Genomic DNA, 23,265 nt, shown 5'->3' on the forward strand with positions numbered 1-23,265 from the left:
CTGCCGCGTTCACGCGTCTATCGGATGTGTCTGGCCGGGGCGCTTACTTGACGCCCATGCCGAGGTAGTCGTACATGCCGTACGCCTCGTTGACGAAGATGTTCGTCGCGTTCTTGCTCCGCACGAGCAGGGTCTTCGTCCACACGTTCGGCAGGACGAAGGCGTCCTCCATGACCTTCTTGTCGATCTGCGTCCAGATCGCGTTGCGGGCGTCCGTGTCGGTCTCCAGCATCGCCTTGTCCACCAGCTTGTCGACCTCGGGGTCGCGGACGCTGATGTTGGAGGAGCCGCCGGTCTCGCGGATGACGCGGCTGTCCGTGATCTGCTGCAGGAAGCCGAAGCCGTCGGGCCAGTCGGACTGCCAGCCGTTCATGGCCAGGCCGATCTTGTTGTCCTTGGCGTAGCCCGGCTTGCCGGCGTACAGCGCGAAGTAGTCGGCCTGCGGGAACGGCTTGAGCGTGAGCTTGATGCCGACCCGGCCGAGCGACTGCTGCAGCGCCTCGGCGGCCGCCTTCTCCTTCGGCCGCTCGGCGCGGTAGGAGATGTTGGTCTCGAAGCCGTTGGGCTGGCCGCAGGCGGTCAGCGCCTCCTTGGCCTTGTTCACGTCGCCCTTGTTGTCGGCGCCCGGCGGGTAGAGGTTGAAGTCCTCGTGACCGGGGATCGCCGGCGGCAGCATGCTGGTCGCGATCTGCCCGCCGGAGAACTCGCCGCCCCAGGCGGTCTGGAGGGCCACCTTGTCCACGGCGTACTGGACGGCCTTGCGGCAGTCGATGTTGTCGAACGGCGGGACGTTGCCGTTGATCGAGGTGTACCAGAGACGGGTGCTGGTCGGGTTGTCGGCGTTGGCCTTCATGGCGGGGTCGGACAGGACCCGGCCGAGGGCCGCCGACTGCACGCCGATGCCCGCGACGTCGATGTCGAGGTCGCCGGCGATGATCCGGTTGTCGATGTCGTCGGCGTTGACGTTGGTGGAGACCTCGTAGCCGTCCGGCAGCGCCTTGCGGTTCGGGTCGGTCGCCGGGTCCCACTGGTCGTTGCGGACCAGCGTGAAGCCCTTGCCGATCTCGTTCTTCTCGAACTTGTACGGCCCGGTGGCGATGATGTGTTCCTTGTACTTCGCGCCGGTGTCCTTGTCCTTGGGGACCGGGATCGTGGCGGGAAGCTGGGCGAAGTAGTCGAAGTTGCTCAGCGGCTGCTTGAGGTGGAAGACGATCGTGTAGTCGTCGGGCGTCTCGATCGCGCTGTCGGTGTTGACGTCCTTGGACTTGTACGCGCCCTTGTAGTCCTTCGGCCAGGCGAGGAAGTCGTTGAAGTAGGTGTACCCGTCGGGGAACACCTCCTTGTCGAACGACCGCTCCACGGCGTACTTCACGTCCTTGGACGTGACCGGAGTCCCGTCCTCGAACTTGACGCCCTTCTTGATCTTGTACGTCCAGGTCTTGGCGTCGTCACTCGGCTTGCCCAGGTCCTCGGCGAGGTCGGGGGCGAGCTGGTTGCCCTCCTTGCCCACCGCCGACTTGAACATCAGCAGCGACCGGCCGTACAGCCGGATGAAGTTCCAGGAGTAGCCGTAGTAGGTGTCACCCGGGTCGAGGGAGTCCCAGTCACCGCCGTTGGCGAACTTGAGGATGCCGCCCTTCTTGTCCGACGGGTTGACCACCCCCGTCATCGCGGCGTTGAACTCGCTCTTCGAGTCCGAGCCGCCGGCCGCGGCGCCGCCGGAGGACGACGGCGTGCTGCTGCCCGAACCGCCGCCGCACGCGGCCACGGCGAGGGCGAGCACGGCGCCGGTGGCCGCCATACCCAGTCTTCTTCTTAGCATTGCAAACCCCTTGGTGATAGGAGCCGGGGGACTTTTTAGGGGGGAGGGGGGAACCGCTCAGCGGGCCTTCGGGTCGAGGGCGTCCCGCAGTCCGTCGCCGAACAGGTTGAACGCCAGGACCGTGATGAAGATCGCCATGCCGGGGAAGAACATGAAGTGCGGGATCGTGTAGAACCGCACCGCGTCCGACAGCATGCCGCCCCAGGTGGGGGTGGGCGGGCGCACGCCGACGCCGAGGAACGACAACGCCGCCTCGAACAACACGTTCGTGGGGATCAGCAGCGTCGAGTAGACGAGGACCGGCGCGACCAGGTTCGGCAGCAGCTCGCGGAAGATGATGTACGGCCCGCGCGCCCCGAGGCTGCGCGCCGCGTCCACGAACTCGCGCTCGCGCAGCGACAGCGTCTGCCCCCGGATGATCCGCCCGATGTACGGCCAGTTGAAGAAGCCGATGATGAACACCAGCAGGGAGACGCGCAGCGTGTCGCCGGTCAGGCCGAACGCCGAGTCGGGGACGATGCCCGCCAGCGCGATCGCGAAGACCAGGATCGGGAACGCCAGGAAGACGTCCATCGTCTTGCTGATGATCGAGTCGACCAGGCCGCCGAAGTAGCCGGCGGTGACCCCGAGCAGGGTGCCGATGATCACTGAGAGCAGCGTGGCCAGGAAGGCGATGAGCAGCGAGATCCGCGCGCCGTACACGATCCGGCTGAAGATGTCGCGGCCGTTCACCGGCTCGATGCCGAACAGGTGCTGGGCGCCGATGCCGGTGCCCGTCTTGGGCGCCATCGTGGAGGAGTCGATGAGGTCGGAGTTGAACTGCGTCGGGTCCTGCCCGAACGCCCCGACGATCAACGGCGCGAAGACGGCGACCAGGATCAGGAAGACGACGAGCAGACCGCCCGCCAGGGCGACCTTGTCGCGCCTGAGCCGCATCCAGGCGATCTGACCGAGCGAGCGGCCCTGGATGGGGGCGCCGCCGGCGATGGCGACGGCCTCCGGCTCGGCGCGCATCTCCTGACCGGAGACGTCGAGAGGGGCGCTCACCAGGCCCCTCCGGGCCCGCCCGCGGCCAGCGTGCGGCGGGCGGCGCGCTCAGGAGAGCCGGAGTACGGCGCTGAGGCGGAGGAGCGAAGTTCGCTCATGACCTTGCTTCGCGCGGCCATTTGGTGTACGGCCCCCTGGGTCCCAGACGACATTGTCCCGCGGGGTCCGCTGTGTACGGCTCCCCGCAAACGGACAATGTATGCGTTGAGCTGGGATGACCAGTCCCCAGAGCAGGCCTGTGGCTCAACTGTGATTCACCAGAAACTTATTCGTGTTGATCTTGAAAGGATTGTCGGAGTCCCGTTTCGATTGTGTCGTGGAACTGTAACATTGCACCCACGGGTAACTTGGTCCCACGATGTGGGATGTTCGGCGTGGGATGTTGGGCGGGGGGGCTCAGCCGATCCCGCGCCGCTTCAGGATGTCCTCGATCTCGGAGAAATCATCCGCCGCGGGCTGTTCGACCTGACGTGGCGCCGTCTTCGCGGTCGGCACCTTCTTGGGCGTTTCAGCCTTGGGCGCGGCGGCCGGTGCCGCCTCGGCGGCGCCGGGGCGGGGCGTACGGGCCCGCGAGAGCGAGCGGCCGCGCATCGCCCCGGACACGACGAACAGCACCGCCGACAGCCCCGCCACCGCCACGCCGGCCCACGCGAGCGGCGACAGCACCAGGCCGGTCACGAAGCGCACGGCGGCCGTGCCGATGTTCCACAACGTGGCCTGCGCGCCGGTGAGATAGGCGGCCAGCGGCAGCAGGGACCAGGCGGCGGCCCGCAGGCCCGCGGCCGCTCCCCTGCGGCGGAAGGCCAGATAGGTGAGCACGAGTCCCACCGCCGTCAGGCCGCCGCACACCGGCAGCCAGGCGATGTCGTTGTAATTCATGGCGGGGCCCCTTCGTCACGTACCTCCATCCTGGCATCCGCGACGCGATCATGCGGGGCCCGCGCCACCCCGATTCAGCGGACGAGGGCCCGGAGGAAGTCCACGTCCACGTCGAGCAGCGACGGCATGACGACCCGCCCCGGCGCCTGCGCGATCGGCAGCACGCTCGGCACGGCGACGACCCGGCAACCGGCCGCCGTCGCCGACGCCACGCCGTTCGGCGAGTCCTCCAGCGCGACGCACCGCCCCGGGTCCACCGACAGCAGGCCCGCCGCCGTGAGGTACGGCTCAGGGTGGGGCTTGGTGCACGTGACGTCGTCGGCCGTCACGATCACTTCGAAGTGCTCCCGGCCCACGGCCTTGAGCACGGCGTCGGCGATGATCCGCAGCGACGACGTGACGAGCGCGGTGCGCACCCCGTGGTCGGCGAGCCCGCGCAGCAGGTCCAGGGCGCCCGGCATCGGCGTCACGTCGGCCGACAGCCTGCTCTCCATCCCGTCGATCAGCCACTGCCCCACCACCATGGGATCGACGTCCGTCCGCGTCAGCTCCAGCATGTAACTGACGGTGCGGTCCCAGGAGCCGCCCACGAGCTGCTCCTGGTGCTCTGGGCCCCAGGTGCCGCCGAGGCGGGTGACCACCTCGGTCTCGACCTCGAACCAGACCCCTTCGGTGTCGACGAGCAGCCCGTCCATGTCGAACAGCACGGCGTCCACGTGGCCCCTTCCCCCCGGCGACCCCCCGATGAGGGGGGACTGACATGGTACGGGGGCCGCGTGGACGCGCCGACGGCCGGTCAGGCCTTCCACATATCCGTCAGACGTTGAAGTACTTCGCCTCGGGGTGGTGGACGACGAGGGCGGAGGTGGCCTGCTCGGGGTGGAGCTGGAACTCCTCCGACAGCCGAACGCCGATCCTCCCGGGGTCGAGCAGCTCCATGACCTGCACCTGGTCTTCCAGGTTGGGGCAGGCCGGGTAACCGAAGGAGTAGCGGCAGCCGGTGATGTTCACCTTGAGCATGTCCGCCAGCGACTCGTCGCCGCCGATGCCCAGCTCCGAGCGCACCCGCGCGTGCCAGTACTCCGCCAGCGCCTCGGTGAGCTGCACCGAGAGGCCGTGGAGCTCCAGGTAGTCGCGGTAGGCGTCCTTCGCGAACAGCTCGCCCGCGGCCTCGCTGACGCGGTTGCCCATCGTGACGATCTGGAAGCCGACGACGTCCACCTCACCCGACTCGCGGGAGCGGAAGAAGTCGGCCAGGCACAGGTGGCGGTCGCGGCGCTGGCGCGGGAAGGTGAAGCGGGTGCGCTCCTTGCCGTCCTCGTCAAGGATGATCAGGTTGTCGCCCTCGCTCACGCAGGGGAAGTAGCCGTAGACGACCGCCGCCTCCAGCAGGTTCTCCGTCTGCAGGCGGTCCAGCCACATCCGCAGCCGGGGCCGGCCCTCGGTCTCCACCAGTTCCTCGTACGACGGGCCGTCGCCGCCCCTGGCGGCCTTGAGGCCCCACTGGCCCATGAACGTCGCCCTCTCGTCGAGGAACGCGGCGTAGTCGGCCAGCGGGATGCCCTTCACCACCCGGTCGCCGAGGAACGGCGGGACGGGCACGGGAGCGTCCGCCGCGACGTCGGAGCGGGCCGGCACGTCCTCCTCGGCGGTCCGCGCCAGCACCGCCCCGGTCTTCACCCGGCGCGCCCGCAGCGGCGGCAGCGACGCGCCGTCCTCTCCGCGCTTGACCGCCATGAAGGCGTCCATCAGGCGCAGGCCCTCGAAGGCGTCGCGGGCGTAGCGGACCTCGCCCCGGTAGAGATCGGCCAGGTCCTGCTCGACGTACGCCCTGGTCAGCGCGGCGCCGCCGAGAAGCACCGGGAACTTGCTCGAAAGACCCCGGGAGTTCAGCTCCTCGAGGTTCTCCTTCATGACGACGGTGGACTTCACCAGCAGCCCGGACATGCCGATCACGTCGGCCCGGTGCTCCTCGGCGGCCTCCAGGATCGCCGACACCGGCTGCTTGATGCCGAGGTTCACCACGTCGTAGCCGTTGTTGGACAGGATGATGTCGACGAGGTTCTTGCCGATGTCGTGCACGTCGCCCTTCACCGTGGCGAGCACGATGCGGCCCTTGGTGCTGCCCTCGACCTTCTCCATGTGCGGTTCGAGGTGGGCCACCGCCGTCTTCATCACCTCGGCCGACTGCAGCACGAACGGAAGCTGCATCTCGCCGGAGCCGAACAGCTCGCCGACGACCTTCATGCCGTCGAGAAGCACGTCGTTGATGATCTCCAGTGCGGGCCGCTGGGTGAGGGCCTCTTCGAGGTCGGCCTCCAGGCCCTTGCGCTCACCGTCGATGATCCGCCGCTTGAGCCGCTCCCACAGCGGCAGCCCGGCCAGCTCGGCCGCCTTCCCGGCCTTCATCGACGCGGCGTCCACGCCCTCGTACAGCTCCATGAACCGCTGCAGCGGGTCGTAGCCTTCGCGCCTGCGGTCGTACACGAGGTCGAGCGCGACCTGGCGCTGCTCGTCCGGGATCCGGTTCATCGGCAGGATCTTGGAGGCGTGCACGATCGCGGAGTCGAGCCCCGCGTTGACGCACTCGTTGAGGAACACCGAGTTCAGCACGATGCGCGCGGCCGGGTTGAGGCCGAACGACACGTTGGACAGGCCCAGCGTGGTCTGCACGGTGGGATAGCGGCGCTTGAGCTCGCGGATCGCCTCGATCGTCTCGAGGCCGTCGCGCCGGGTCTCCTCCTGGCCGGTGGCGATCGGGAACGTCAGGCAGTCGACGATGATGTCCTCGACCCGCATGCCCCAGTTGTTCACCAGGTCCTCGATGAGGCGGGACGCGACCCGCACCTTCCAGTCGGCCGTGCGGGCCTGGCCCTCCTCGTCGATGGTCAGCGCGACCACGGCCGCGCCGTGCTCCCGCACCAGGCGCATGACCTTCTGGAACCGCGAGTCCGGGCCGTCGCCGTCCTCGTAGTTCACCGAGTTGACCACGGCCCGGCCGCCGAGCATCTCCAGGCCCGCCTCCAGCACGGCCGGCTCGGTCGAGTCGAGCACGATCGGCAGCGTCGAGGCGGTGGCGAAGCGGAACGCCAGCTCCTTCATGTCCGCCACGCCGTCGCGGCCGACGTAGTCGACGCACAGGTCGAGCAGGTGCGCGCCGTCACGGGCCTGCGCCCGGGCGATCTCGACGCACTCCTCGTAGTTGCCCGCCAGCATCGCCTCGCGGAACGCCTTGGAGCCGTTGGCGTTGGTCCGCTCGCCGATGGCCAGGTACGACGTGTCCTGCCGGAACGGCACGTGCTGGTAGAGGGAGGCCGCGCCGGCCTCGGGGCGGGGGCGGCGCTCCCCGCGAGTGCGCCCGCCGACCCGCTCGACCACCTGGCGCAGGTGCTCGGGGGTGGTGCCGCAGCAGCCGCCCACGAGGGCGAGCCCGTAGTCGCGGGTGAACGTCTCGTGGGCGTCCGCCAGCTCGCCCGGGCTCAGCGGGTAGTAGGCGCCGTCGGACGTGAGCTGCGGCAGCCCGGCGTTGGGCATGCACGACAGCGGCACGCGGGCGTGCCTGGCCAGGTAGCGCAGGTGCTCGCTCATCTCGGCGGGGCCGGTGGCGCAGTTGAGCCCGATCAGGTCGACGCCGAGCGGCTCGATCGCGGTCAGCGCGGCGCCGATCTCGGAGCCGAGCAGCATCGCGCCGTTGGTCTCGATGGTGACCTGGGTGATGATCGGGACGTCCCGCCCGGCGGCCTCGACGGCCCGCTTCGCGCCGACGACGGCCGCCTTGACCTGGAGCAGGTCCTGGCAGGTCTCGACGATCAGGGCGTCGGCCCCGCCGGCGATCAGGCCGGCCGCGTTGTCCCGGTAGGCGTCGCGCAGCGTCTCGTACGGCAGGTGGCCGAGCGTGGGGAGCTTCGTGCCGGGGCCCATCGAGCCGAGGACGAACCGGGGCCGGTCCGGCGTCGACCAGTGGTCGGCCCGCTCCCGGGCCAGCCGCGCGCCGGCCTCGGACAGTTCGAAGATGCGGTCCTCGATGCCGTACTCGCCGAGGGCCGCGCGGTTGGCGTTGAAGGTGTTGGTCTCGACGCAGTCGACACCCACCTCCAGGTACGCGTCGTGGACGGCACTCACGATGTCGGGACGGCTCACGTTGAGCACGTCGTTGCAGCCCTCGTGGCCCTGGAAGTCGTCAAGAGTGGGGTCGTAGGACTGCAGCATCGTCCCCATGGCCCCGTCGGCGATCAGAACTCGCTCGGACAGCACGGTACGGAAGGACGGTCTGCTGGTCATGGAGCAAGACTATCGGCCCGCGGGCGGATCACCGATTCCGCGCGCGGAAAGAGAAAGACCGGTGGGGACGGGGGCGGGGCCTCTCCGCACCTTCGGACATCACCGCAGGCCGGGGCCGCGCCACGGGCGGGTGTGCCCGGCGAAGGTGACGGGCGGGGCCCCTCACCGAATAGTCTTGGAGTGAGCCATACTGCATAGGGCCAGTGAGGGAGGCGGCGCGTGATCGAGTTCGAAGGGCTCCCCGAGCTCGTCGACCCGGTGCTGATCGCCGCGTTCGAGGGGTGGAACGACGCCGGCGAGGCGTCCAGCGGTGTGCTCGCGCACCTCGAGGCCGAGTGGAAGGCCACGCCACTCGTGGAGCTGGACCCCGAGGACTACTACGACTTCCAGGTGACGCGGCCGGTGATCGAGCTCGGCGACGGCCTCACCCGCTCCGTCGTCTGGCCGACCACCCGGCTGCTGCTGGCCCGCCCGCCGGGCGCCAAGCGCGACGTGGTGCTGCTGCGCGGCATCGAGCCCAACATGCGGTGGCGCTCGTTCTGCGCGGAGCTCGTGGGGCTCTGCCACGACCTCGGCGTCGAGCTGGCGATCCTGCTCGGCGCGCTGCTCAACGACTCGCCGCACACCCGCCCGGTGCCGATCACCGGCTCCGTGAGCGACCTCGGCATGGCCCGCGCGCTCAACCTGGAGCTGAACAAGTACGAGGGCCCCACCGGAATCGTCGGCGTGCTCCAGCACACCCTGGGCACGGCCGGGCTGCAGACCGTGTCCCTGTGGGCGTCGGTCCCCCACTACGTCGCCCAGCCGCCCAACCCCAAGGCGACGCTGGCGCTGCTGCGCCGCATCGAGGACATGCTCGACATCCCCATGCCGTACGGCGACCTGGCCGAGGAGGCGCGGGCCTGGGAGCACGGCGTGGACGAGCTCGCCGCGCAGGACACCGAGGTCGCCGAGTACGTCAGGGAGCTGGAGGAGCGCAAGGACGCCGCCGAACTCCCCGAGGCCAGCGGAGACGCGATCGCCGCCGAGTTCGAGCGCTACCTGCGCCGCCGCGACCGCGGCACCGACCGCTGACCCGGCCCAGGCCCCCGGCGGCGGGGTAGCCGCGCTGCCGGTACGCGTTCAGCGCCCCGGCCAGAACGGGTCCCGGCCGATGAAACCCAGCAGCCTGGTCTGGGCGTCGGCGTCGGCGGGCACCTCGACCCGGGCGCCGAACTCCCCGGAGGAGCGCATGGCCTCCTCCATCCCCTCCATCCCGGCGAGGAGCAGGGCGCAGAAGCCGGGGTCCAGCCGGTCGTCCTGGCCCGTGGCCCGGGCCAGATCCCAGGTGTGCATGAACACGTCGGCGGTGTAGAACCGGTCGATCGCGCGGTCGAGAGGCAGGCTGCCGATGTGGGGATTGGCGAGCTCCCGGCGCTTCGTCTCGGGATCGTCCAGCACCGCCTGCACCCCGTCGCAGTGCACCTGCCACGCGGCGACCGGGTCCTCGTCCACGGACGGCCCACGAGGCAGGTCGACGCCGGCGCCCGAGGCGAGGAACGCGGGGAGCCATTCGGTCAGGTGCCGTACGACGTCGCGGGCGGCCCAGCCGTCGACCGGGGACGGCGCGTCCCAGGACCGGGCGCCGCGGACCCGCTCGGTGAACAGCCCGGCGACCTGCCGATGCCGCTCGGCGGGGTGGTCAGACAGCGTCATCGCCGAGCATCCTGTCCAGCTTCGCGTACCCCTCGTCGACACCGGCCTCCATGCCGCTGCGCAGCCACGCGTCGCGGCTCTCGAAGCTCTCGGTCAGCGACTGCGTCCGCAGCCGCGTCCGGCCGTCGCCCAGGTCCTCGAACCACAGCGTCTCCAGCGCGACTCCGTCGGGGTCGCCCTCGAACGTGAAGGTCTGCACGATGCGGTCCGGCCGTACCTCGTGGAAGCACCCGTGGAACCCGTACTCGACGCCGTCGTGCGTCGAGACGTACCGCCAGCTGCCGCCGGTGCGCGCGTCCCAGTGCTCGATCCGGGTGACCGTGGCGTCGGGACCCACCCACCGGGCGAACACCACGGGATCGGTGTGCGCGCGGAACAGCCGCTCGGGCGTCGCCGCGAAGTCACGACTCGTCCGGATCACCGGCACGCTCGGGTCGCTTTCGATGGTCGTCTCCGTGATCCTGTCCATCCTCATCCCCATCCATCTCCGCCAGGACCGCCTCAAGACGGCGGTAGCGCCGCTCGACGCGGTCCCGGTGGCGCTCGATCCAGGTGTCCACCAGTGCGAAGGCGTCGGCCTCCAGGCGTACCGGCCGGGGTTGCGGCCCGCTCGGCCGGCTGACGAGCCCGGCGTCCTCCAGCACCCGCAGATGCTTGTAGACGGCCTGCAGCGTCATCCGGTACGGCTCGGCCAGCCGGCTCACGGTCGCGTCGCCCTCCGAGAGCCGGGCGACCATGTCACGCCGGGTCGGATCCGCGAGGGCCGCGAAGACCCGGGACAGCGCGTCCGTGACCCTCACCCCTCTTTCAACCCACTGGTTGAAAGGACCCTAGGCCGCGCCCCGCCCCTCCGTCAACCGAGTGGTTGAAAGAGCAGTTCATACCGGAGAAGGCCGCCGCCGGAGAGCTGGCGGAACGGGAAGGAAAGACCGTCTCACCCCGCGAGGGCGGGCAGACCGGTGGGGTGGCGGCGGGTGAGGGCCTCGTCGAAGCGGGTCCAGACGAGGGCGGCGAGGTCGTCGTCCACGCCGAGGGGCGCGCTGACCAGGTCGGCCCCGGCGATCTCCAGGCGGTCGTGGAAGAAGCCGGGCGCGAGCAGGTAGGACGCGACGGCGACCCGCGGCGCGAGGCCCGACCGGGCCCGTTCCATCGCCTCGGCGACCGTCGGGGTGCCGGACGAGGCGAAGGCGGCGGTGACGGGACGCGACAGCCGTACGGACAGCAGGCGCGCGGCGGCGCGGACGTCGTCCAGGGCGGCGGGGTCGGAGGACCCGGCCGCGCCGAGGATGACGGCGTCGCAGGGCCGCAGGCCGGCGGCGGCCAGGCGCCGCGCCAGCACCGAGGTCAGCAGCGGGTGCGGGCCGAGTTGGCCGGCGACGACCGCGTCGGGCCGGGTGCGGGCGACGACGGCCGGCAGGTCGATGTGCGCGTGGTATCCCCCGGCGAGGAGCATCGGGACCACGACGACCGGTCCCGGCGCCCCCGCGAGAACGTCGGCGAGCAGCGGCGAGCTGATCTCCAGGAACCCCAGCTCGGCCCGCGCGCCGGGCCGGGCCCGGCGCACCCGCGCCGCGAGCGACTCCATCACCGACTCCCAGTGCCCGCTGCGCGCGCCGTGCGCCGCCATCACCAGAGTTGGGGTCTCCATCTCGCACTCCTCCGCCCCGGGGCCCACAGGGCCTCCGCCGTCGTTCCCGCCGCCCAGCCGCCGCCTCACCGCACGGGCCGCCTCACCACGGGCCGCCTCACCACGGGCCGCCTCACCGGTCGTCGCGGCCGCAGGCGAGGCGGTAGCCGCGCTTGACGACGGTCTCGACGATGCCGGAGGGGCCGAGCGCCCGGCGCAGCCGGGTGATCGCCATCTCGACGGCGTGCTCGGCCGAGTCGCGGGAGGGCCCGCCGGGCAGCACGACCCGCAGGTCGGCGCGGCCCACCACGTGCCCGGGGCGCTCGGCGAGCCGCTTGAGCACGGCCATCGGGGCGGGCGGCAGCGGCTTGAGGTCGCCGTCGACCACCACGGCGTGGCCGCGGATCTCCAGCTCGTGGCCGCCCGCGACGAGCCGGGTGACCCCGCTCTCCGGCAGGTGTCGGGCGAGGGTCCGGGCGAGCGCGCCCAGGCGGGCCCGGTCGGGCTGGACGACCCGTACGCCCCGCTGGGTCAGCGGCCCGGCCGTGACCGGGCCGACGCAGGCCGCGACCACCCGGGTGTCGAACGCGGCGAGCAGAGCGTCCTCCAGCCCGTCGGCGCGGGCGGCGCCCAGCATGGCCAGCACGGCGGGCGCGCTGGTGAAGGCGACCGCGTCCACCGAGCCGGTGATGGCCTGGCTGATCAGGCGGCGCAGCGGCGAGGTGTCGCGGTAGGGCAGCCAGCGGTAGACGGGCACCTCGATGACGTCGGCCCCCGCCTCGCGCAGCGCGGCGACGAAGCCGTCCAGCGGCTCGCCGTGCAGCTGCACGGCGATGCGGCGGCCCCGCAGGTCCTGCGCGAGCAGGTACTCCTTGACCTCCTCGCACGACTCGGTGCCGGGCGTCCAGTAGTCCGCCAGCCCGGCCGCGCGCACGGCTCCCCTCGCCTTGGGGCCGCGGGCCAGCAGCCGGGCGCCGGCCAGGTGGGCGTTGAGGTCGGTGGACAGGCCCCAGCCCTCCGCGGCCGCCATCCAGCCGCGGAACCCCACGCCCGTGGTGACGACCACGTCGTCGATGGGCGCCTCCAGGCAGGCCCGGGTCGCGGCGAGCAGCCCGGTGTCCTCCGCCAGCGGCACGATGCGGATCGCGGGCGCCCGCACCACCCGGGCGCCCCGCCGTTCCAGGAGCGCCGAGAGCTCCTCGCTGCGGCGGGTCGCCGTCACCCCGATCGTGAACCCGGCCAGCGCGTCCGGCGCCGTCTCCAGGGTCATCGGGGCCTCCTCTAGCAGCGCGGTCATGCCACGCTCACCTCCACGGTTCCGTCCGTCACACGAATGGGATAGGTCGGCACGGCGACGCCGGGGTCGTCCACGCACACGCCGGTGACCAGTGAGAACACCTGCTTGTGCATGGGCGAGGCCACGGTCGGCTCGCCGCCCCGGGTGCCGACGATGCCCCGGCTCAGCACGTACGCCCCGCTGAAGGGATCGAAGTTGCCCAGGGCGTACAGGGCGCCGTCGAACGTGCGGAACACCGCGACCTGCATGGTGCCGACCAGCACGGCCGCGCCGCGCTCGGGGAGCAGGTCGGTGTAGGAGCAGACCGGGGTCCAGCGGTCGGTACGGGTCGCCGTCTCGTTGAGGATGGTCATGAGCGCACTGCCTCCAGAGGAATCAGCACCGGCTTGATCTGGTCGCGTTCGGTCTCGAAGGAGATCGAGGGGTCGGGGATGCCCGGGGCGTTCACGAAGCTGACGAAGCGGCGCAGCTTGTCGGGGTCCTCGATGGCGGCGCGCCACTCGTCGACGTACGTGGCCACGTGCCGCTCCATCTGCGCGTCGAGGTCGGCGCAGATCCCGAGCGAGTCCTCCATGATCACCTCACGGAGGTAGCCGAGACCGCCGTCCAGGCCCTCCAGCCACGCGGCGGTGCGCTGCAGCCGGTCGGCGGTGCGGATGTAGAACATCAGGAACCGGTCGATGGTCCTGACCAGGTCGTCGGTGGACAGGTCGGCGGCCAGCAGGTCGGCGTGGCGGGGCGTGAAGCCGCCGTTGCCGCCGACGTACAGGTTCCAGCCCTGCTCGGTGGCGATGACGCCGAAGTCCTTCGACCTGGCCTCGGCGCACTCGCGGGCGCATCCGGAGATGCCCGACTTGAGCTTGTGCGGCGAGCGCAGCCCGCGGTAGCGCAGCTCCAGCGCGATGGCCAGGCCGACCGAGTCCTGCACGCCGTACCGGCACCAGGTGGACCCGACGCACGACTTCACCGTGCGCAGGGCCTTGCCGTACGCGTGCCCGGACTCGAAGCCGGCGTCCACGAGGCGGCGCCAGATGGCGGGCAGCTGCTCGACCCGGGCCCCGAGCAGGTCGATGCGCTGCCCGCCGGTGATCTTCGTGTAGAGCCCGAAGTCACGGGCCACCTCGCCGATCACGATGAGCTTGTCCGGGGTGATCTCGCCGCCCGGGATGCGCGGGACCACCGAGTAGGTCCCGTTCTTCTGGATGTTGGCGAGGAAGTGGTCGTTGGTGTCCTGCAGCGTGGCCTGCTCGCCGTCGAGGATGTGGCCGCGGCCGAGGGAGGCGAGGATCGAGGCGACCACCGGCTTGCAGATGTCGCAGCCGCGGCCCGTCCCGTGCTCGGCGATGAGCTGGGAGAACGTGGTGATCCCCCGCACGCTCACGATGTCGAACAGCTCGGCCCGGCTGTGGGCGAAGTGCTCGCAGAGCGCCTTGCCGACGTCGACGCCCGACTTCACCAGGATCTGCTTGAGCATCGGCACGCAGCTGCCGCAGGTGGTGCCGGCCCGGGTGCAGTCCTTGATGCCCTGCACGTCGGTCAGTCCCTTGTCGGCGATGGCCGCGCAGATCTTTCCCTTGGTGACGTTGTTGCAGGAGCAGACCTGGGCGTCGTCCGGCAGGTCGGTCGACGTGGTGCCCGCGCCCGCGAACAGCAGGTCGCTCGGCGCGCCGGGCAGCGGCCTGCCGACGAAGGGCCGCAGCGTGTTGTAGGGCCCCGCGTCGCCGACGCAGATGCCGCCGAGCAGGGTCGTGGCGTCGTCGCTGACGAACAGGCGCTTGTAGACGCCGGCGACCGGGTCCATGTAGGTGACGTCGAGCGCGCCCGACATGGCCCCGAACTGCGCCACCTCGACGCCGAGCAGTTTGAGCTTGGTGGACATGTCGGCGCCGGTGAAGGCGGCCGAGCCGCGCAGGATGCGGTCGGCGGCGACCTCGGCCTGGGCGAAGCACGGCGCGACCAGGCCGTAGACCATCCCGGCCGCCAGCGCGCACTCGCCGACCGCGTAGATGTGCTCGTCGGAGGTGCGCATGCCCTCGTCCACCACGATGCCGCCGCGCTCGCCGACCTCCAGGCCGCAGCCGCGCGCGAGCTCGTCGCGCGGCCGCACGCCCGCGGAGAAGACGACGACCTGGGCGTCGACGGCCTCGCCGTCCGGCCTGACCAGCGCGGCCACCCTGCCGTCCGGCCCGGCCTCGATCGACCGGACCCCGGCGCCGGTGTGGACGGTGAGCCCGAGCGCCTCGATGTGGTTGCGCAGCACCGAGCCGCCGCCCTCGTCCACCTGGCGGGGCATCAGCCAGCCGCTCATCTCGACGACGTGGGTCTCCAGGCCGAGCCCGCGCAGGGCGTCGGCCGCCTCCAGGCCGAGCAGGCCGCCGCCGATGACCACCCCGGCGCGGGCGTCCCGCGACGCCTCCCTGATCGCGTCCAGGTCGTCGATGGTGCGGTAGACGAAGCAGCCCGGCAGGTCTTTGCCCGGCACCGGCGGCACGAACGGCGCCGACCCGGTGGCCAGCACCAGCACGTCGTACGGCTCGGTGTAGCCGGCGTCGGTGGTGACGGTGCGGGCGGCGCGGTCGACGGAGACCACCTTCACGCCGGTCCGCAGGCTCACGCCGTCCGGCACCCGGTAGGTGAGGTCGTCCACGCTCTTGCCGCTGAGATAGGAGGTGAGCGCGACCCGGTCGTAGGCCGGGCGGGGCTCCTCCCCGAACACCGTGATCGTCCCGTCGAAGCCCCGCTCCACGAGCGTCTCGATCAGGCGGTGGGCGGTCGGTCCGTGTCCCGCCACGACGAGTCTCATGCCCGGACGTTCCCTCATGCGCTCACGCCTTCCTGCTCACACAGCCAGCCGACGATGCCCTCGACCGCGTCGCGGCAGCCGCCGCACCCGGTGGTGGCCCTCGTCGCGGCGGCCACGGCCTCCACGTCACGCGCGCCGGACTCCCAGCACGCCCTGATCTGGCCCTTCGTCACGTTGTTGCACTGGCAGACCCGGGCCGAGTCCGGCATCCGGGTCGGGTTGTCGGCCGTCGCCGCGGCGCCCACGCCGGGGAACAGCAGGCCGGTCCGGTCGCCCGGGAGCGGCCCGCCCCGGTCGAACAGCTGGGTGAGCGTGCCCACGGCGGAGGTCTCGCCCAGCAGGATCGCGCCGACCAGCCGGCCGTCGCGGATGACGAGCTTGCGGTAGGTGCCCTTGTGCCGGTGGGAGAAGCGGACGATCTCCGCCTCCTCGTCGGTCAGGTGGGTCTCGCCCATCGCCGCGAGCTCCACGCTCTTGGCCTTCAGCCGGGTGACCAGCCGCGAGCCCCGGTAGCGGGCGCCCTTGTCGGCCCCGGTCAGCAGGTCGGCGAGCACCGACGCCTGCTCCCAGGCCGGCGCCACCAGGCCGTAGACCCGGCCGGCGTGCTGCGCGCACTCCCCGACGGCGAAGATCGACGGATCGTCGGTGCGCAGCTCGTCGTCGACGACGACGCCGCGCTCGACCTCCAGCCCCGCGTCGCGGGCGAGCCCGACGACCGGGCGCACGCCGCAGGCGACCACCACCAGGTCGGCGTCGACGAGCTCCTCCCCCGCGAGTTCGACGTGCCGCTCCCGCACCGCGGTCACGGTGACGCCGGTGCGGATGGCGACGCCGAGCGAGCCGAGCGTCTCGCGCAGGATGAGCCCGGCCTCCGCGTCGAGCTGGCGCTCCATCAGGTGGTCGCGCACGTGCAGCAGCGTCACCGGGACGCCCCGGCCGGCCAGCCCGCGCGCGGCCTCGATGCCGAGCAGCCCGCCGCCGATCACGACCGCGCTGCGCGCGCTCGCGGCGGCCTCCCTGATCCGGTCGCAGTCGTCCAGCGTGCGGAACGCCGTCGCCCGCTCCACGCCGGGGATCGCCGGGATCACCGGCTCGCTGCCCGTGGCCAGCACGAGCACGTCGTACGGCTCGCGCGTCCCGTCCGCCGCGACGACGGTCCGGGCGTCACGGTCGATCGCGGTGACCTCGACGCCGAGGTGCGCGGTCACGTTGTGCTCGGCGTGCCAGCGGGGGCCGAGCAGCCGGACCTGGTCCGGCCGCGACGTGCCGGCCACCACGTTCGACAGCAGCACCCGGTTGTACGGCTGCCAGGCCTCGGCGCCGAACACGGTGATCTTGACGTGCCGGTCCCGGGCGCGCACCTCGCTGACGAGACGCGCGCCGGCCATGCCGTTCCCCACCACGACGAGCCTCACGCGTCACGCTCCCTGTCCTCGGCGGAGTCCCCACCTGTGCACCGTTCGAGAGCGGCGGCGCAGACCTTGAACTCCGGCATCCGCGACATCGGGTCGAGTGCCGGGTTGGTGAGCAGGTTGACGCCCTCCCAGTGGAACGGCATGAACACGGTGTCGGGCCGGATCGAGGCGTTGACGCGGGCCACCGCCTCGGCGGCGCCGCGGCGGCTGCGCACCCGCACGAGGTCGCCGGACGCGATGCTCAGCCGTTCGGCGAGCTCGGGGTGCACCTCCACGAAGACCTCCGGCGCGACCTGGTTGAGCGGCCGGATGCGGCGCGTCTGCGCCCCCGACTGGTAGTGGGCGAGCACCCGCCCGGAGGTCAGGTAGAGGGGGAACTCCTCGTCCACGTCCTCGGCAGGCGGGCGGTGGTCCACCGGCACCATGCGGGCCCGGCCGTCGGGGGTGGCGAAGCGGTCCAGGAAGGGCCGCGGCGTCCCCGGGTGCGGTTCCGTCCCGGCTTCGGTCTCGGTCTCGGTGGCGGGGCAGGGCCAGAACACGCCGGTCTCGGCCGCGATCCGCTCGTAGGTGATGCCGGAGTAGTCGGCGACGCCTCCGGCGGAGGCCCGGCGCAGCTCGTCGAAGACGGTGCGCGGGTCGGCGGGGAACTTCTCGCCGCAGCCGAGCCGCTCGGCGAGGCCGCCGAGGATCCGCAGGTCGCTGCGCGCGCCCGGCGGCGGCGCGGCGGCCTGGCGGCGCAGCAGCACCCGGCCCTCGAGGTTGGTCATCGTGCCCGACTCCTCGGCCCACTGGGTCGTGGGGAGCACGACGTCGGCCATCGCCGCGGTCTCCGACAGCACGAAGTCGGCGACGACGAGCAGGTCCAGCGCGGCCAGCCGCTCCGTCACGTGCCCGGCGCGCGGCGCGGAGACGACGGGGTTGGAGCCGAACAGCAGCAGCGCCCTCGGCCCCTCCGGAGTGCCGAGCGCGTCGAGCAGTTCGTACGCCGACCTGCCGGGTCCGGGCAGGTCGGCGGGGTCGACGCCCCACACGGCCGCGACGTGCGCCCGCGCCGCCGGGTCGTCGATCTTGCGGTAGCCGGGGAGCTGGTCGGCCTTCTGGCCGTGCTCCCGGCCGCCCTGGCCGTTGCCCTGGCCGGTCACGCAGCCGTACCCGGAGCCCTCCCGGCCCGGCAGGCCGAGGGTGAGCGCCAGGTTGACGAACGCGGTGACGGTGTCGGTGCCCTTGGCGTGCTGCTCCGCACCCCGGCCGGTCAGGATCATCGCGCGTCCGGCCTCGCCGAGGATGCGTACGGCCTCCCGCATCCGGGCGACGGGGACGCCGGTGAGGCGCTCCACCCGCTCGGGCCACCAGGCCGACACGGAGTCGCGCACGGCCTCGAAGCCGGTGGTGCGCGCGGCGAGGTAGCCGAGGTCGGCGTAGCCCTCGGCGACCGCGATGTGCAGCAGGCCCAGCGCCAGCGCGAGGTCGGTGCCCGGGGTGGCCTGCAGGTGCAGGTCGGCCAGCCGGGCGGTCTGCGTGAGGCGGGGGTCGATCACGACGAGCCGGCCGCCCCGGGACCGCATCGCGGTCAGGTGCCGCACGAAGGGGGGCATGGTCTCGGCGACGTTCCCCCCGGCGAGCAGCACCGCGTCCGCCCGGCCGATGTCGGTGATGGGGAACGGCAGGCCGCGGTCCATCCCGAAGGCGCGGTTGACGGCGGCCGCCGCCGAGGACATGCAGAACCGGCCGTTGTAGTCGATCTGGCTGGTCCGCAGCGCCACCCGCGCGAACTTGCCGAGCTGGTAGGCCTTCTCGTTGGTCAGCCCGCCGCCGCCGAACACCGCCACGGCGTCCGGGCCGTGCTCGGCCCGGACGGCCCGCAGGCGCCCGGCGGTGTAGTCGAGCGCCTCCTCCCAGGTCACCGGCTTCCCGTGGAGCAGCGGGGTGGTGATCCGTTCGGGTGAGGTCAGCAGTTCGGCCGCCGTCCAGCCCTTCTGGCACAGGCCGCCGGCGTTGGCCGGGATGTCCTCCCTCGGGGTGATCTCGCCGTTCGCGACGTGCATGCCGCACTGCAGGGCGCAGTACGGGCAGTGCGTGGCCGAGCCCACTGTGGTGTCCCCGTGGACCTGTGACATCACAGGACCGGGAGCGTGTAGTGAGATCGGCATGGATCCGATGGTGGGTACAGGCGGTTTCACCGCTGGGTCCCTTCTGTTACCGCTGTGCTACAAGGCGCCAACCGCGCTAACTTCGGCGATCGCGGCGTGGTGAGAGACCTCGTCGTCTCCGGAGCTCACTTGTGCTGTCGCCGCCGGTGAGACGTACGGCGGAAAAGAGCGGGCGCCGCACGGGCGCCCGCCGGGGTTGGGGGTCCGGTGACGGGTCAGACGCGCGCCGCCGCCAGGCTGGGGGCCGTCTTCGCGCCGAGGGTCCGCATGTAGCAGAACCAGGTGACGGCGAAGCACAGCGCGTAGAACGCGGCGAAGGCCGCCAGCGCCGCGCCCGCGCCGCCCGTGGCGGCGATGGAGCTGCCGAACCCGCGGTTGATGAAGAAGCCGCCGAACGCGCCGATCGCGGAGATGAAGCCGATGGCCGCCGACGCGTCGCGCTTGCCGGTGCGCAGCGCCTCCTCGTACGCGGGCGTGCCGGGCTCGACGCCCGCGACGGCCTTGGCGCGGAAGATGGCGGGGATCATCCGGTACGTGGAGCCGTTGCCGATCCCCGCGGTGCCGATCAGCAGCATGAAGGCCACGAAGAACAGCGCGAAGTTGTGGACGGACATGGCCTGCCACACGAGGAGCACCGCGCCGATCATCGCGGCGAAGTTCCAGAACGTGACCGAGGCGCCGCCGAGGCGGTCCGACAGCCAGCCGCCGGCGGGCCGGATGAGCGAACCGATCAGCGGGCCGAGGAACGCCAGCGAGACCATCGAGGCGTGCTCGGCGAACTGCGACTTGATCAGCAGCGGGAAGGCCGTCGAGTAGCCGATGAACGAGCCGAATGTGCCGATGTAGAGGAGCGACATGATCCACGTCTGGGCCCGGCCGGCCGCCTTGGCCATCTCCCTCGGCTCGGCCTTGGCCGAGGTGAGGTTGTTCATGAAGAAGTACGCCCCGGCGGCGGCGAGCAGGATGAACGGCACCCAGAACAGTCCGGCCGCGGCGAGCCCGAAGCCCCCGATGACCAGCGGCATCAGCAACTGCACCGAGCTGACGCCGATGTTGCCGCCCGCGGCGTTCAGGCCGAGGGCCGCACCCTGCTTGTTCTGCGGGTAGAAGTAGGTGATGTTGGCCATGCTGGAGGCGAAGTTGCCGCCGCCGAACCCGGCCGTCGCCGCGATGGCGAGGAACGCCCAGTAGGGCGTGCCCGGGTCGTTCACCGCGAACGCCAGCAGCACCGCCGGCACCAGCAGCAGCAGCGCGCTGACCACCGTCCAGTTGCGCCCGCCGAACCGCGCGGGCGCGAAGGTGTAGGGGATGCGCAGCGCGGAGCCGACGAGGTTGGGCAGGGAGACGATCCAGAACAGCTGGTCGGTGGAGAACTTGTAGCCGCCGAGCTTGACGGCGACGATGCTCCAGACGGTCCACAGCGTGAAGCCCAGGTGCTCGGCCAGGATCGAGAACACCAGGTTGCGCCGGGCCGTCCTCTTCCCGGTGCCCTCCCAGAACGCGGGATCGTCCGGCCGCCAGTCACCGATCCACCGGCCCTTCCCTGGCTCGCCGGTAGCCGTGTTCGCCGCCTGCGTCACGGTCATCGTTCCTCCTGCGTCTCGTGTCAGCTGGGGGCGTCTTTCTCAGCTGGGGACCGGTACCGACGCTAGGAAGGGGTCGTTACGCACTTTGACGATGTGTGATCGTGCGGCCGTTACATGTGCCGCACCCCGGAAACATGCAATCCACAGGCATAACGGATGCAACACCGCGGAAACGATCGGTCGCCCGCGCGGGGCTCCGCGTTAAGGCCGCGTGTCACCGGCCGCACCCGTGCCGCCCGGCGCCCGGTACGCGGTGGTCGCACGCCGTCACGGAAGGCCGGCGCCCTGGCCACAGAGAATTCGCGGAGCACCTCATGCGGCCATTTCACGACATTCCCGTGATCACGGTACTGCTGTTTCGTGACCGGGGTGCGCCGTTTCCGCCCCCGGAGTGGCACCGGCATGGCACGGACATTTCGGCTGACATGTGACCGGTTTCCCGGCCGCAGGAATATCCGCGGTGACGGACGGGGATATCGAAGCCGCCTCCCGCCTGATGCGGGCCCGCGAGGGCCCGCACCCACCCGGGAGGACGGATTGCCAGCGATCTCGCGTCGCGCGTTCCTGTCGTCGGCGTACCTGTCCGTGGCGCTGCTGTCCGCGCAGGGCGGGATCACCGCACTGGCCGGGCCCGCCCTGGCGGCCCGCGGCCCCCGGCGGCCGCGCGTGTACACCCGCTCCGAGTGGCAGGCCGACCCGCCCAGGAGCAAGGCCGAGGTGCTCGACCGGGCCCCCGACCGGCTCGTCGTCCACCACACGGCGACGGCGAACACCGGCGCGGCCGACCTCGAGGCGGCCTTCCGGCTGTCCCGGGCGATCCAGCGCTACCACATGCGGCGCAACGGCTGGGAGGACATCGGCGAGCAGTTCACGGTCAGCCGGGGCGGCTACGTCCTGGAAGGCCGCAACCGCTCGCTGCCGGCCGCCGAGGCGGGTAAGCACGTGCTGGGGGCGCAGGCGGCCGACCACAACGACCACACGCTGGGCATCGAGACCGAGGGGACCTACACCTCCTGCCTGCCGCCCGCCCGGCAGCTTGCCGCGCTGACCTCCCTGCTGGCGTGGCTGTGCGACACGTACGAGCTGGACCCCCGTGTGGCCATCGTCGGCCACCGCGACCTCAACCGGACCGCCTGCCCGGGCGACCGCCTCTACGCGTACCTGCCGCAGCTGCGGGCCGACGTGGCGCGCCGCCTGGGCGGCCGGGCGCCCCGCCGCCTCGGGGCCGTGCCGCCGTGGCCGGCGCTGCCGGACGGCTCCGTCGAGGGCACGGCGCTCGTCGGCGACCTGCCGTTCGAGCACGGCCCGGCGGTCGGCCCGCACGACCTGACCCGGCACCCCCGCGTCCTCTGACGTACGCGGGGGCGGCGGCCTCAGAGCACTTCTACGTTGGGCCCGCGGCAGCGGTTGCGGGTGTCGAGGACGAAGGCGCTCTCGCGCCGGACCATCGCAAAGTCGAAGCAGTCGTGGTCGGTGAGGATCACGACGGCGTCGGCCGCGGCCGCCTCCCGCGCCGTCGGCTCGGCGATCGCCACCCCCTCCGGCACGAAGGCGAGGTCGACGTGCGGATCCGCCGCGTACACCCGCGCGCCGAGCCTGCGCAGGAGCCTCGCCACCTCCAATGCGGGAGACTCGCGGCAGTCGCCGGTGTTCCTCTTGTACGACAGGCCGAGCAGGAGCACCCGGCTGCCGTTGACGGGCTTGCGCCGCTCGTTCAGCCCCAGCACCAGCCGGTCGACGACGTGCGCGGGCATGTGCTCGTTGACGTCGTTGGCGAGCTCCACGAACCGGAAACTGTGCCCCAGGCTGCGCTTGACCTTCCAGGACAGGTACGACGGGTCGATGGGCAGGCAGTGGCCGCCGACGCCGGGCCCCGGAGTGAAGCGCATGTAGCCGAACGGCTTGGTGGACGCCGCGTCGATGGCCTCCCACACGTCGATGCCGAGTTGCCGGGCGAAGACCGACAGCTCATTCACCAGCGCGATGTTGACGTGCCTGAAGGTGTTCTCCAGCAGCTTGCACAACTCGGCCACCTGCGGCGACGACACCGGGACGACCCGCTCGACGACCGATTCGTAGAAGGCGCGCACCTTCGCGAGGGACGCCTCGTCGACGCCGGAGACGACCTTCGGCGTGTTCTCCAGGCGCCAGCGCGGGTTGCCGGGGTCGATCCGCTCGGGGCTGTAGCCGAGGTGGAAGTCGCCGGGAGCGCGCAGGCCCGAGCCCTCCTCCAGGATCGGCCGCAGATACTCCTCGGTCGTGCCCGGATAGGTGGTCGACTCCAGCACCACGGTCGCGCCGGGCCGCAGGAGCGGGGCGAGCGACCGGCCCGCCGAGGCGATGTGGGTGAGGTCGGGCACGCCGTCGGTCAGCGGCGTCGGCACGGTGATCACGCAGACGTCGAAGCCATCGGCGTCGGCGTAGTCCGCGCTGGCCCGGTAGCGGCCCGTCCCGTGGGCGGCGGCGAGCGCGTCGTCGCCGACGTCCTCGACGTACGACTGACCGGCGTTGAGCCGCTTGACCCGCAGCTCGTCGACCTCGACGCCCACCACGTCGAACCCGGCCCGCACCGCGCGAACCGCCAGCGGCAGGCCGACGTACCCCTGCCCGACCACGACCAGCTTCTCCATGTAGGACCCCCGTCCCCTGGCAGTCACGATGTC

The 23,265-nt window shown here is 71.8% G+C and carries 18 protein-coding genes; 2 read left to right on the forward strand and 16 right to left on the reverse strand.

Features of this window, described 5'->3' with window-relative positions:
• Positions 1 to 43: 43 nt before the first annotated feature.
• The 5 genes from Mam01_RS12550 to metH form a co-directional block, all read right to left on the reverse strand.
• On the reverse strand, positions 44 to 1,801 hold the full coding sequence (locus Mam01_RS12550; protein WP_239101251.1) for an ABC transporter substrate-binding protein: 1,758 nt from the start codon (positions 1,799 to 1,801) through the stop codon (positions 44 to 46).
• 78 nt (positions 1,802 to 1,879) lie between these two features.
• The gene (locus Mam01_RS12555) at positions 1,880 to 2,869 is read right to left on the reverse strand and encodes an ABC transporter permease (RefSeq protein ID WP_373868693.1); all 990 of its coding nucleotides are present in this window, start codon (positions 2,867 to 2,869) and stop codon (positions 1,880 to 1,882) included.
• A 396-nt stretch (positions 2,870 to 3,265) separates the two neighbouring features.
• Positions 3,266 to 3,748, reverse strand: coding sequence for a cellulose synthase (locus tag Mam01_RS12560; RefSeq protein ID WP_204285533.1), 483 nt, complete (start codon positions 3,746 to 3,748; stop codon positions 3,266 to 3,268).
• Between the two features lie 74 nt (positions 3,749 to 3,822).
• Positions 3,823 to 4,464, reverse strand: coding sequence for an HAD family hydrolase (locus Mam01_RS12565; RefSeq protein WP_150934732.1), 642 nt, complete (start codon positions 4,462 to 4,464; stop codon positions 3,823 to 3,825).
• A 100-nt stretch (positions 4,465 to 4,564) separates the two neighbouring features.
• Complete coding sequence (metH, locus tag Mam01_RS12570; RefSeq protein WP_204285534.1) at positions 4,565 to 8,029, reverse strand: methionine synthase; 3,465 nt, start codon at positions 8,027 to 8,029, stop codon at positions 4,565 to 4,567.
• Between the two features lie 219 nt (positions 8,030 to 8,248).
• On the opposite strand from metH, the gene Mam01_RS12575 reads away from it, so the two are divergent.
• Positions 8,249 to 9,103 (forward strand): PAC2 family protein, encoded by an 855-nt coding sequence (locus Mam01_RS12575; protein ID WP_150934730.1) that lies wholly within the window; start codon positions 8,249 to 8,251, stop codon positions 9,101 to 9,103.
• Between the two features lie 48 nt (positions 9,104 to 9,151).
• Here the strand turns inward: Mam01_RS12575 and Mam01_RS12580 are convergent, their stop codons facing one another.
• The 10 genes from Mam01_RS12580 to Mam01_RS12625 all read right to left on the reverse strand — a co-directional run bounded on the left by Mam01_RS12580 (position 9,152) and on the right by Mam01_RS12625 (position 20,602).
• Positions 9,152 to 9,724, reverse strand: a complete 573-nt coding sequence (locus Mam01_RS12580; RefSeq protein WP_204285535.1) for a TIGR03086 family metal-binding protein — start codon at positions 9,722 to 9,724, stop codon at positions 9,152 to 9,154.
• Positions 9,711 to 10,193 carry an SRPBCC family protein gene (locus Mam01_RS12585; RefSeq protein WP_204285536.1) on the reverse strand — a complete coding sequence of 161 codons (483 nt, stop codon included), beginning with the start codon at positions 10,191 to 10,193 and terminating at the stop codon, positions 9,711 to 9,713. The genes Mam01_RS12580 and Mam01_RS12585 overlap by 14 nt, the downstream gene beginning before the upstream one ends.
• On the reverse strand, positions 10,126 to 10,524 hold the full coding sequence (locus tag Mam01_RS12590) for an ArsR/SmtB family transcription factor (protein ID WP_275408966.1): 399 nt from the start codon (positions 10,522 to 10,524) through the stop codon (positions 10,126 to 10,128). The genes Mam01_RS12585 and Mam01_RS12590 overlap by 68 nt, the downstream gene beginning before the upstream one ends.
• Before the next feature lie 134 nt (positions 10,525 to 10,658).
• Complete coding sequence (locus tag Mam01_RS12595; RefSeq protein WP_204285537.1) at positions 10,659 to 11,372, reverse strand: sirohydrochlorin chelatase; 714 nt, start codon at positions 11,370 to 11,372, stop codon at positions 10,659 to 10,661.
• A 112-nt stretch (positions 11,373 to 11,484) separates the two neighbouring features.
• Positions 11,485 to 12,648, reverse strand: coding sequence for a uroporphyrinogen-III synthase (locus Mam01_RS12600; protein ID WP_150934728.1), 1,164 nt, complete (start codon positions 12,646 to 12,648; stop codon positions 11,485 to 11,487).
• Positions 12,645 to 13,001, reverse strand: coding sequence for a nitrite reductase small subunit NirD (nirD, locus tag Mam01_RS12605; RefSeq protein WP_204285538.1), 357 nt, complete (start codon positions 12,999 to 13,001; stop codon positions 12,645 to 12,647). Before nirD ends, Mam01_RS12600 begins: the two co-directional genes overlap by 4 nt.
• The gene (gene nirB / locus Mam01_RS12610; protein ID WP_204285539.1) at positions 12,998 to 15,451 is read right to left on the reverse strand and encodes a nitrite reductase large subunit NirB; all 2,454 of its coding nucleotides are present in this window, start codon (positions 15,449 to 15,451) and stop codon (positions 12,998 to 13,000) included. Before nirB ends, nirD begins: the two co-directional genes overlap by 4 nt.
• A gap of 14 nt (positions 15,452 to 15,465) precedes the next feature.
• Complete coding sequence (locus tag Mam01_RS12615) at positions 15,466 to 16,866, reverse strand: FAD-dependent oxidoreductase (protein ID WP_204285540.1); 1,401 nt, start codon at positions 16,864 to 16,866, stop codon at positions 15,466 to 15,468.
• Entirely contained in the window at positions 16,863 to 18,983 is a 2,121-nt protein-coding gene (locus Mam01_RS12620; protein WP_239101252.1) for a molybdopterin oxidoreductase family protein, read from the reverse strand. The genes Mam01_RS12615 and Mam01_RS12620 overlap by 4 nt, the downstream gene beginning before the upstream one ends.
• A gap of 248 nt (positions 18,984 to 19,231) precedes the next feature.
• Positions 19,232 to 20,602 (reverse strand): MFS transporter, encoded by a 1,371-nt coding sequence (locus tag Mam01_RS12625; protein WP_204285542.1) that lies wholly within the window; start codon positions 20,600 to 20,602, stop codon positions 19,232 to 19,234.
• 537 nt (positions 20,603 to 21,139) lie between these two features.
• Between Mam01_RS12625 and Mam01_RS12630 the strand changes: the two genes are divergently transcribed.
• Positions 21,140 to 21,955: a peptidoglycan recognition protein family protein gene (locus Mam01_RS12630; protein WP_239101253.1), complete on the forward strand. Its 816-nt coding sequence runs from the start codon at positions 21,140 to 21,142 to the stop codon at positions 21,953 to 21,955.
• A 20-nt stretch (positions 21,956 to 21,975) separates the two neighbouring features.
• Here the strand turns inward: Mam01_RS12630 and Mam01_RS12635 are convergent, their stop codons facing one another.
• The gene (locus Mam01_RS12635) at positions 21,976 to 23,259 is read right to left on the reverse strand and encodes a nucleotide sugar dehydrogenase (RefSeq protein WP_239101254.1); all 1,284 of its coding nucleotides are present in this window, start codon (positions 23,257 to 23,259) and stop codon (positions 21,976 to 21,978) included.
• Between the last annotated feature and the right edge of the window lie 6 nt (positions 23,260 to 23,265).

This window comes from Microbispora amethystogenes, from assembly GCF_016863015.1.
GTDB classification, from domain to species: domain Bacteria; phylum Actinomycetota; class Actinomycetes; order Streptosporangiales; family Streptosporangiaceae; genus Microbispora; species Microbispora amethystogenes.

Excerpts from the sequence above, each read along its gene's own strand:
- Mam01_RS12550 (WP_239101251.1), bottom strand. The coding sequence starts at position 1,801 with ATGGCGGCCACCGGCGCCGTGCTCGCCCTCGCCGTGGCCGCGTGCGGC.
- Mam01_RS12560 (WP_204285533.1), bottom strand. The coding sequence starts at position 3,748 with ATGAATTACAACGACATCGCCTGGCTGCCGGTGTGCGGCGGCCTGACG.
- metH (WP_204285534.1), bottom strand. The coding sequence starts at position 8,029 with ATGACCAGCAGACCGTCCTTCCGTACCGTGCTGTCCGAGCGAGTTCTG.
- Mam01_RS12580 (WP_204285535.1), bottom strand. The coding sequence starts at position 9,724 with ATGACGCTGTCTGACCACCCCGCCGAGCGGCATCGGCAGGTCGCCGGG.
- Mam01_RS12585 (WP_204285536.1), bottom strand. The coding sequence starts at position 10,193 with ATGGACAGGATCACGGAGACGACCATCGAAAGCGACCCGAGCGTGCCG.
- Mam01_RS12595 (WP_204285537.1), bottom strand. The coding sequence starts at position 11,372 with ATGGAGACCCCAACTCTGGTGATGGCGGCGCACGGCGCGCGCAGCGGG.
- Mam01_RS12600 (WP_150934728.1), bottom strand. The coding sequence starts at position 12,648 with ATGACCGCGCTGCTAGAGGAGGCCCCGATGACCCTGGAGACGGCGCCG.
- nirD (WP_204285538.1), bottom strand. The coding sequence starts at position 13,001 with ATGACCATCCTCAACGAGACGGCGACCCGTACCGACCGCTGGACCCCG.
- nirB (WP_204285539.1), bottom strand. The coding sequence starts at position 15,451 with ATGAGACTCGTCGTGGCGGGACACGGACCGACCGCCCACCGCCTGATC.
- Mam01_RS12620 (WP_239101252.1), bottom strand. The coding sequence starts at position 18,983 with ATGTCACAGGTCCACGGGGACACCACAGTGGGCTCGGCCACGCACTGC.
- Mam01_RS12625 (WP_204285542.1), bottom strand. The coding sequence starts at position 20,602 with ATGACCGTGACGCAGGCGGCGAACACGGCTACCGGCGAGCCAGGGAAG.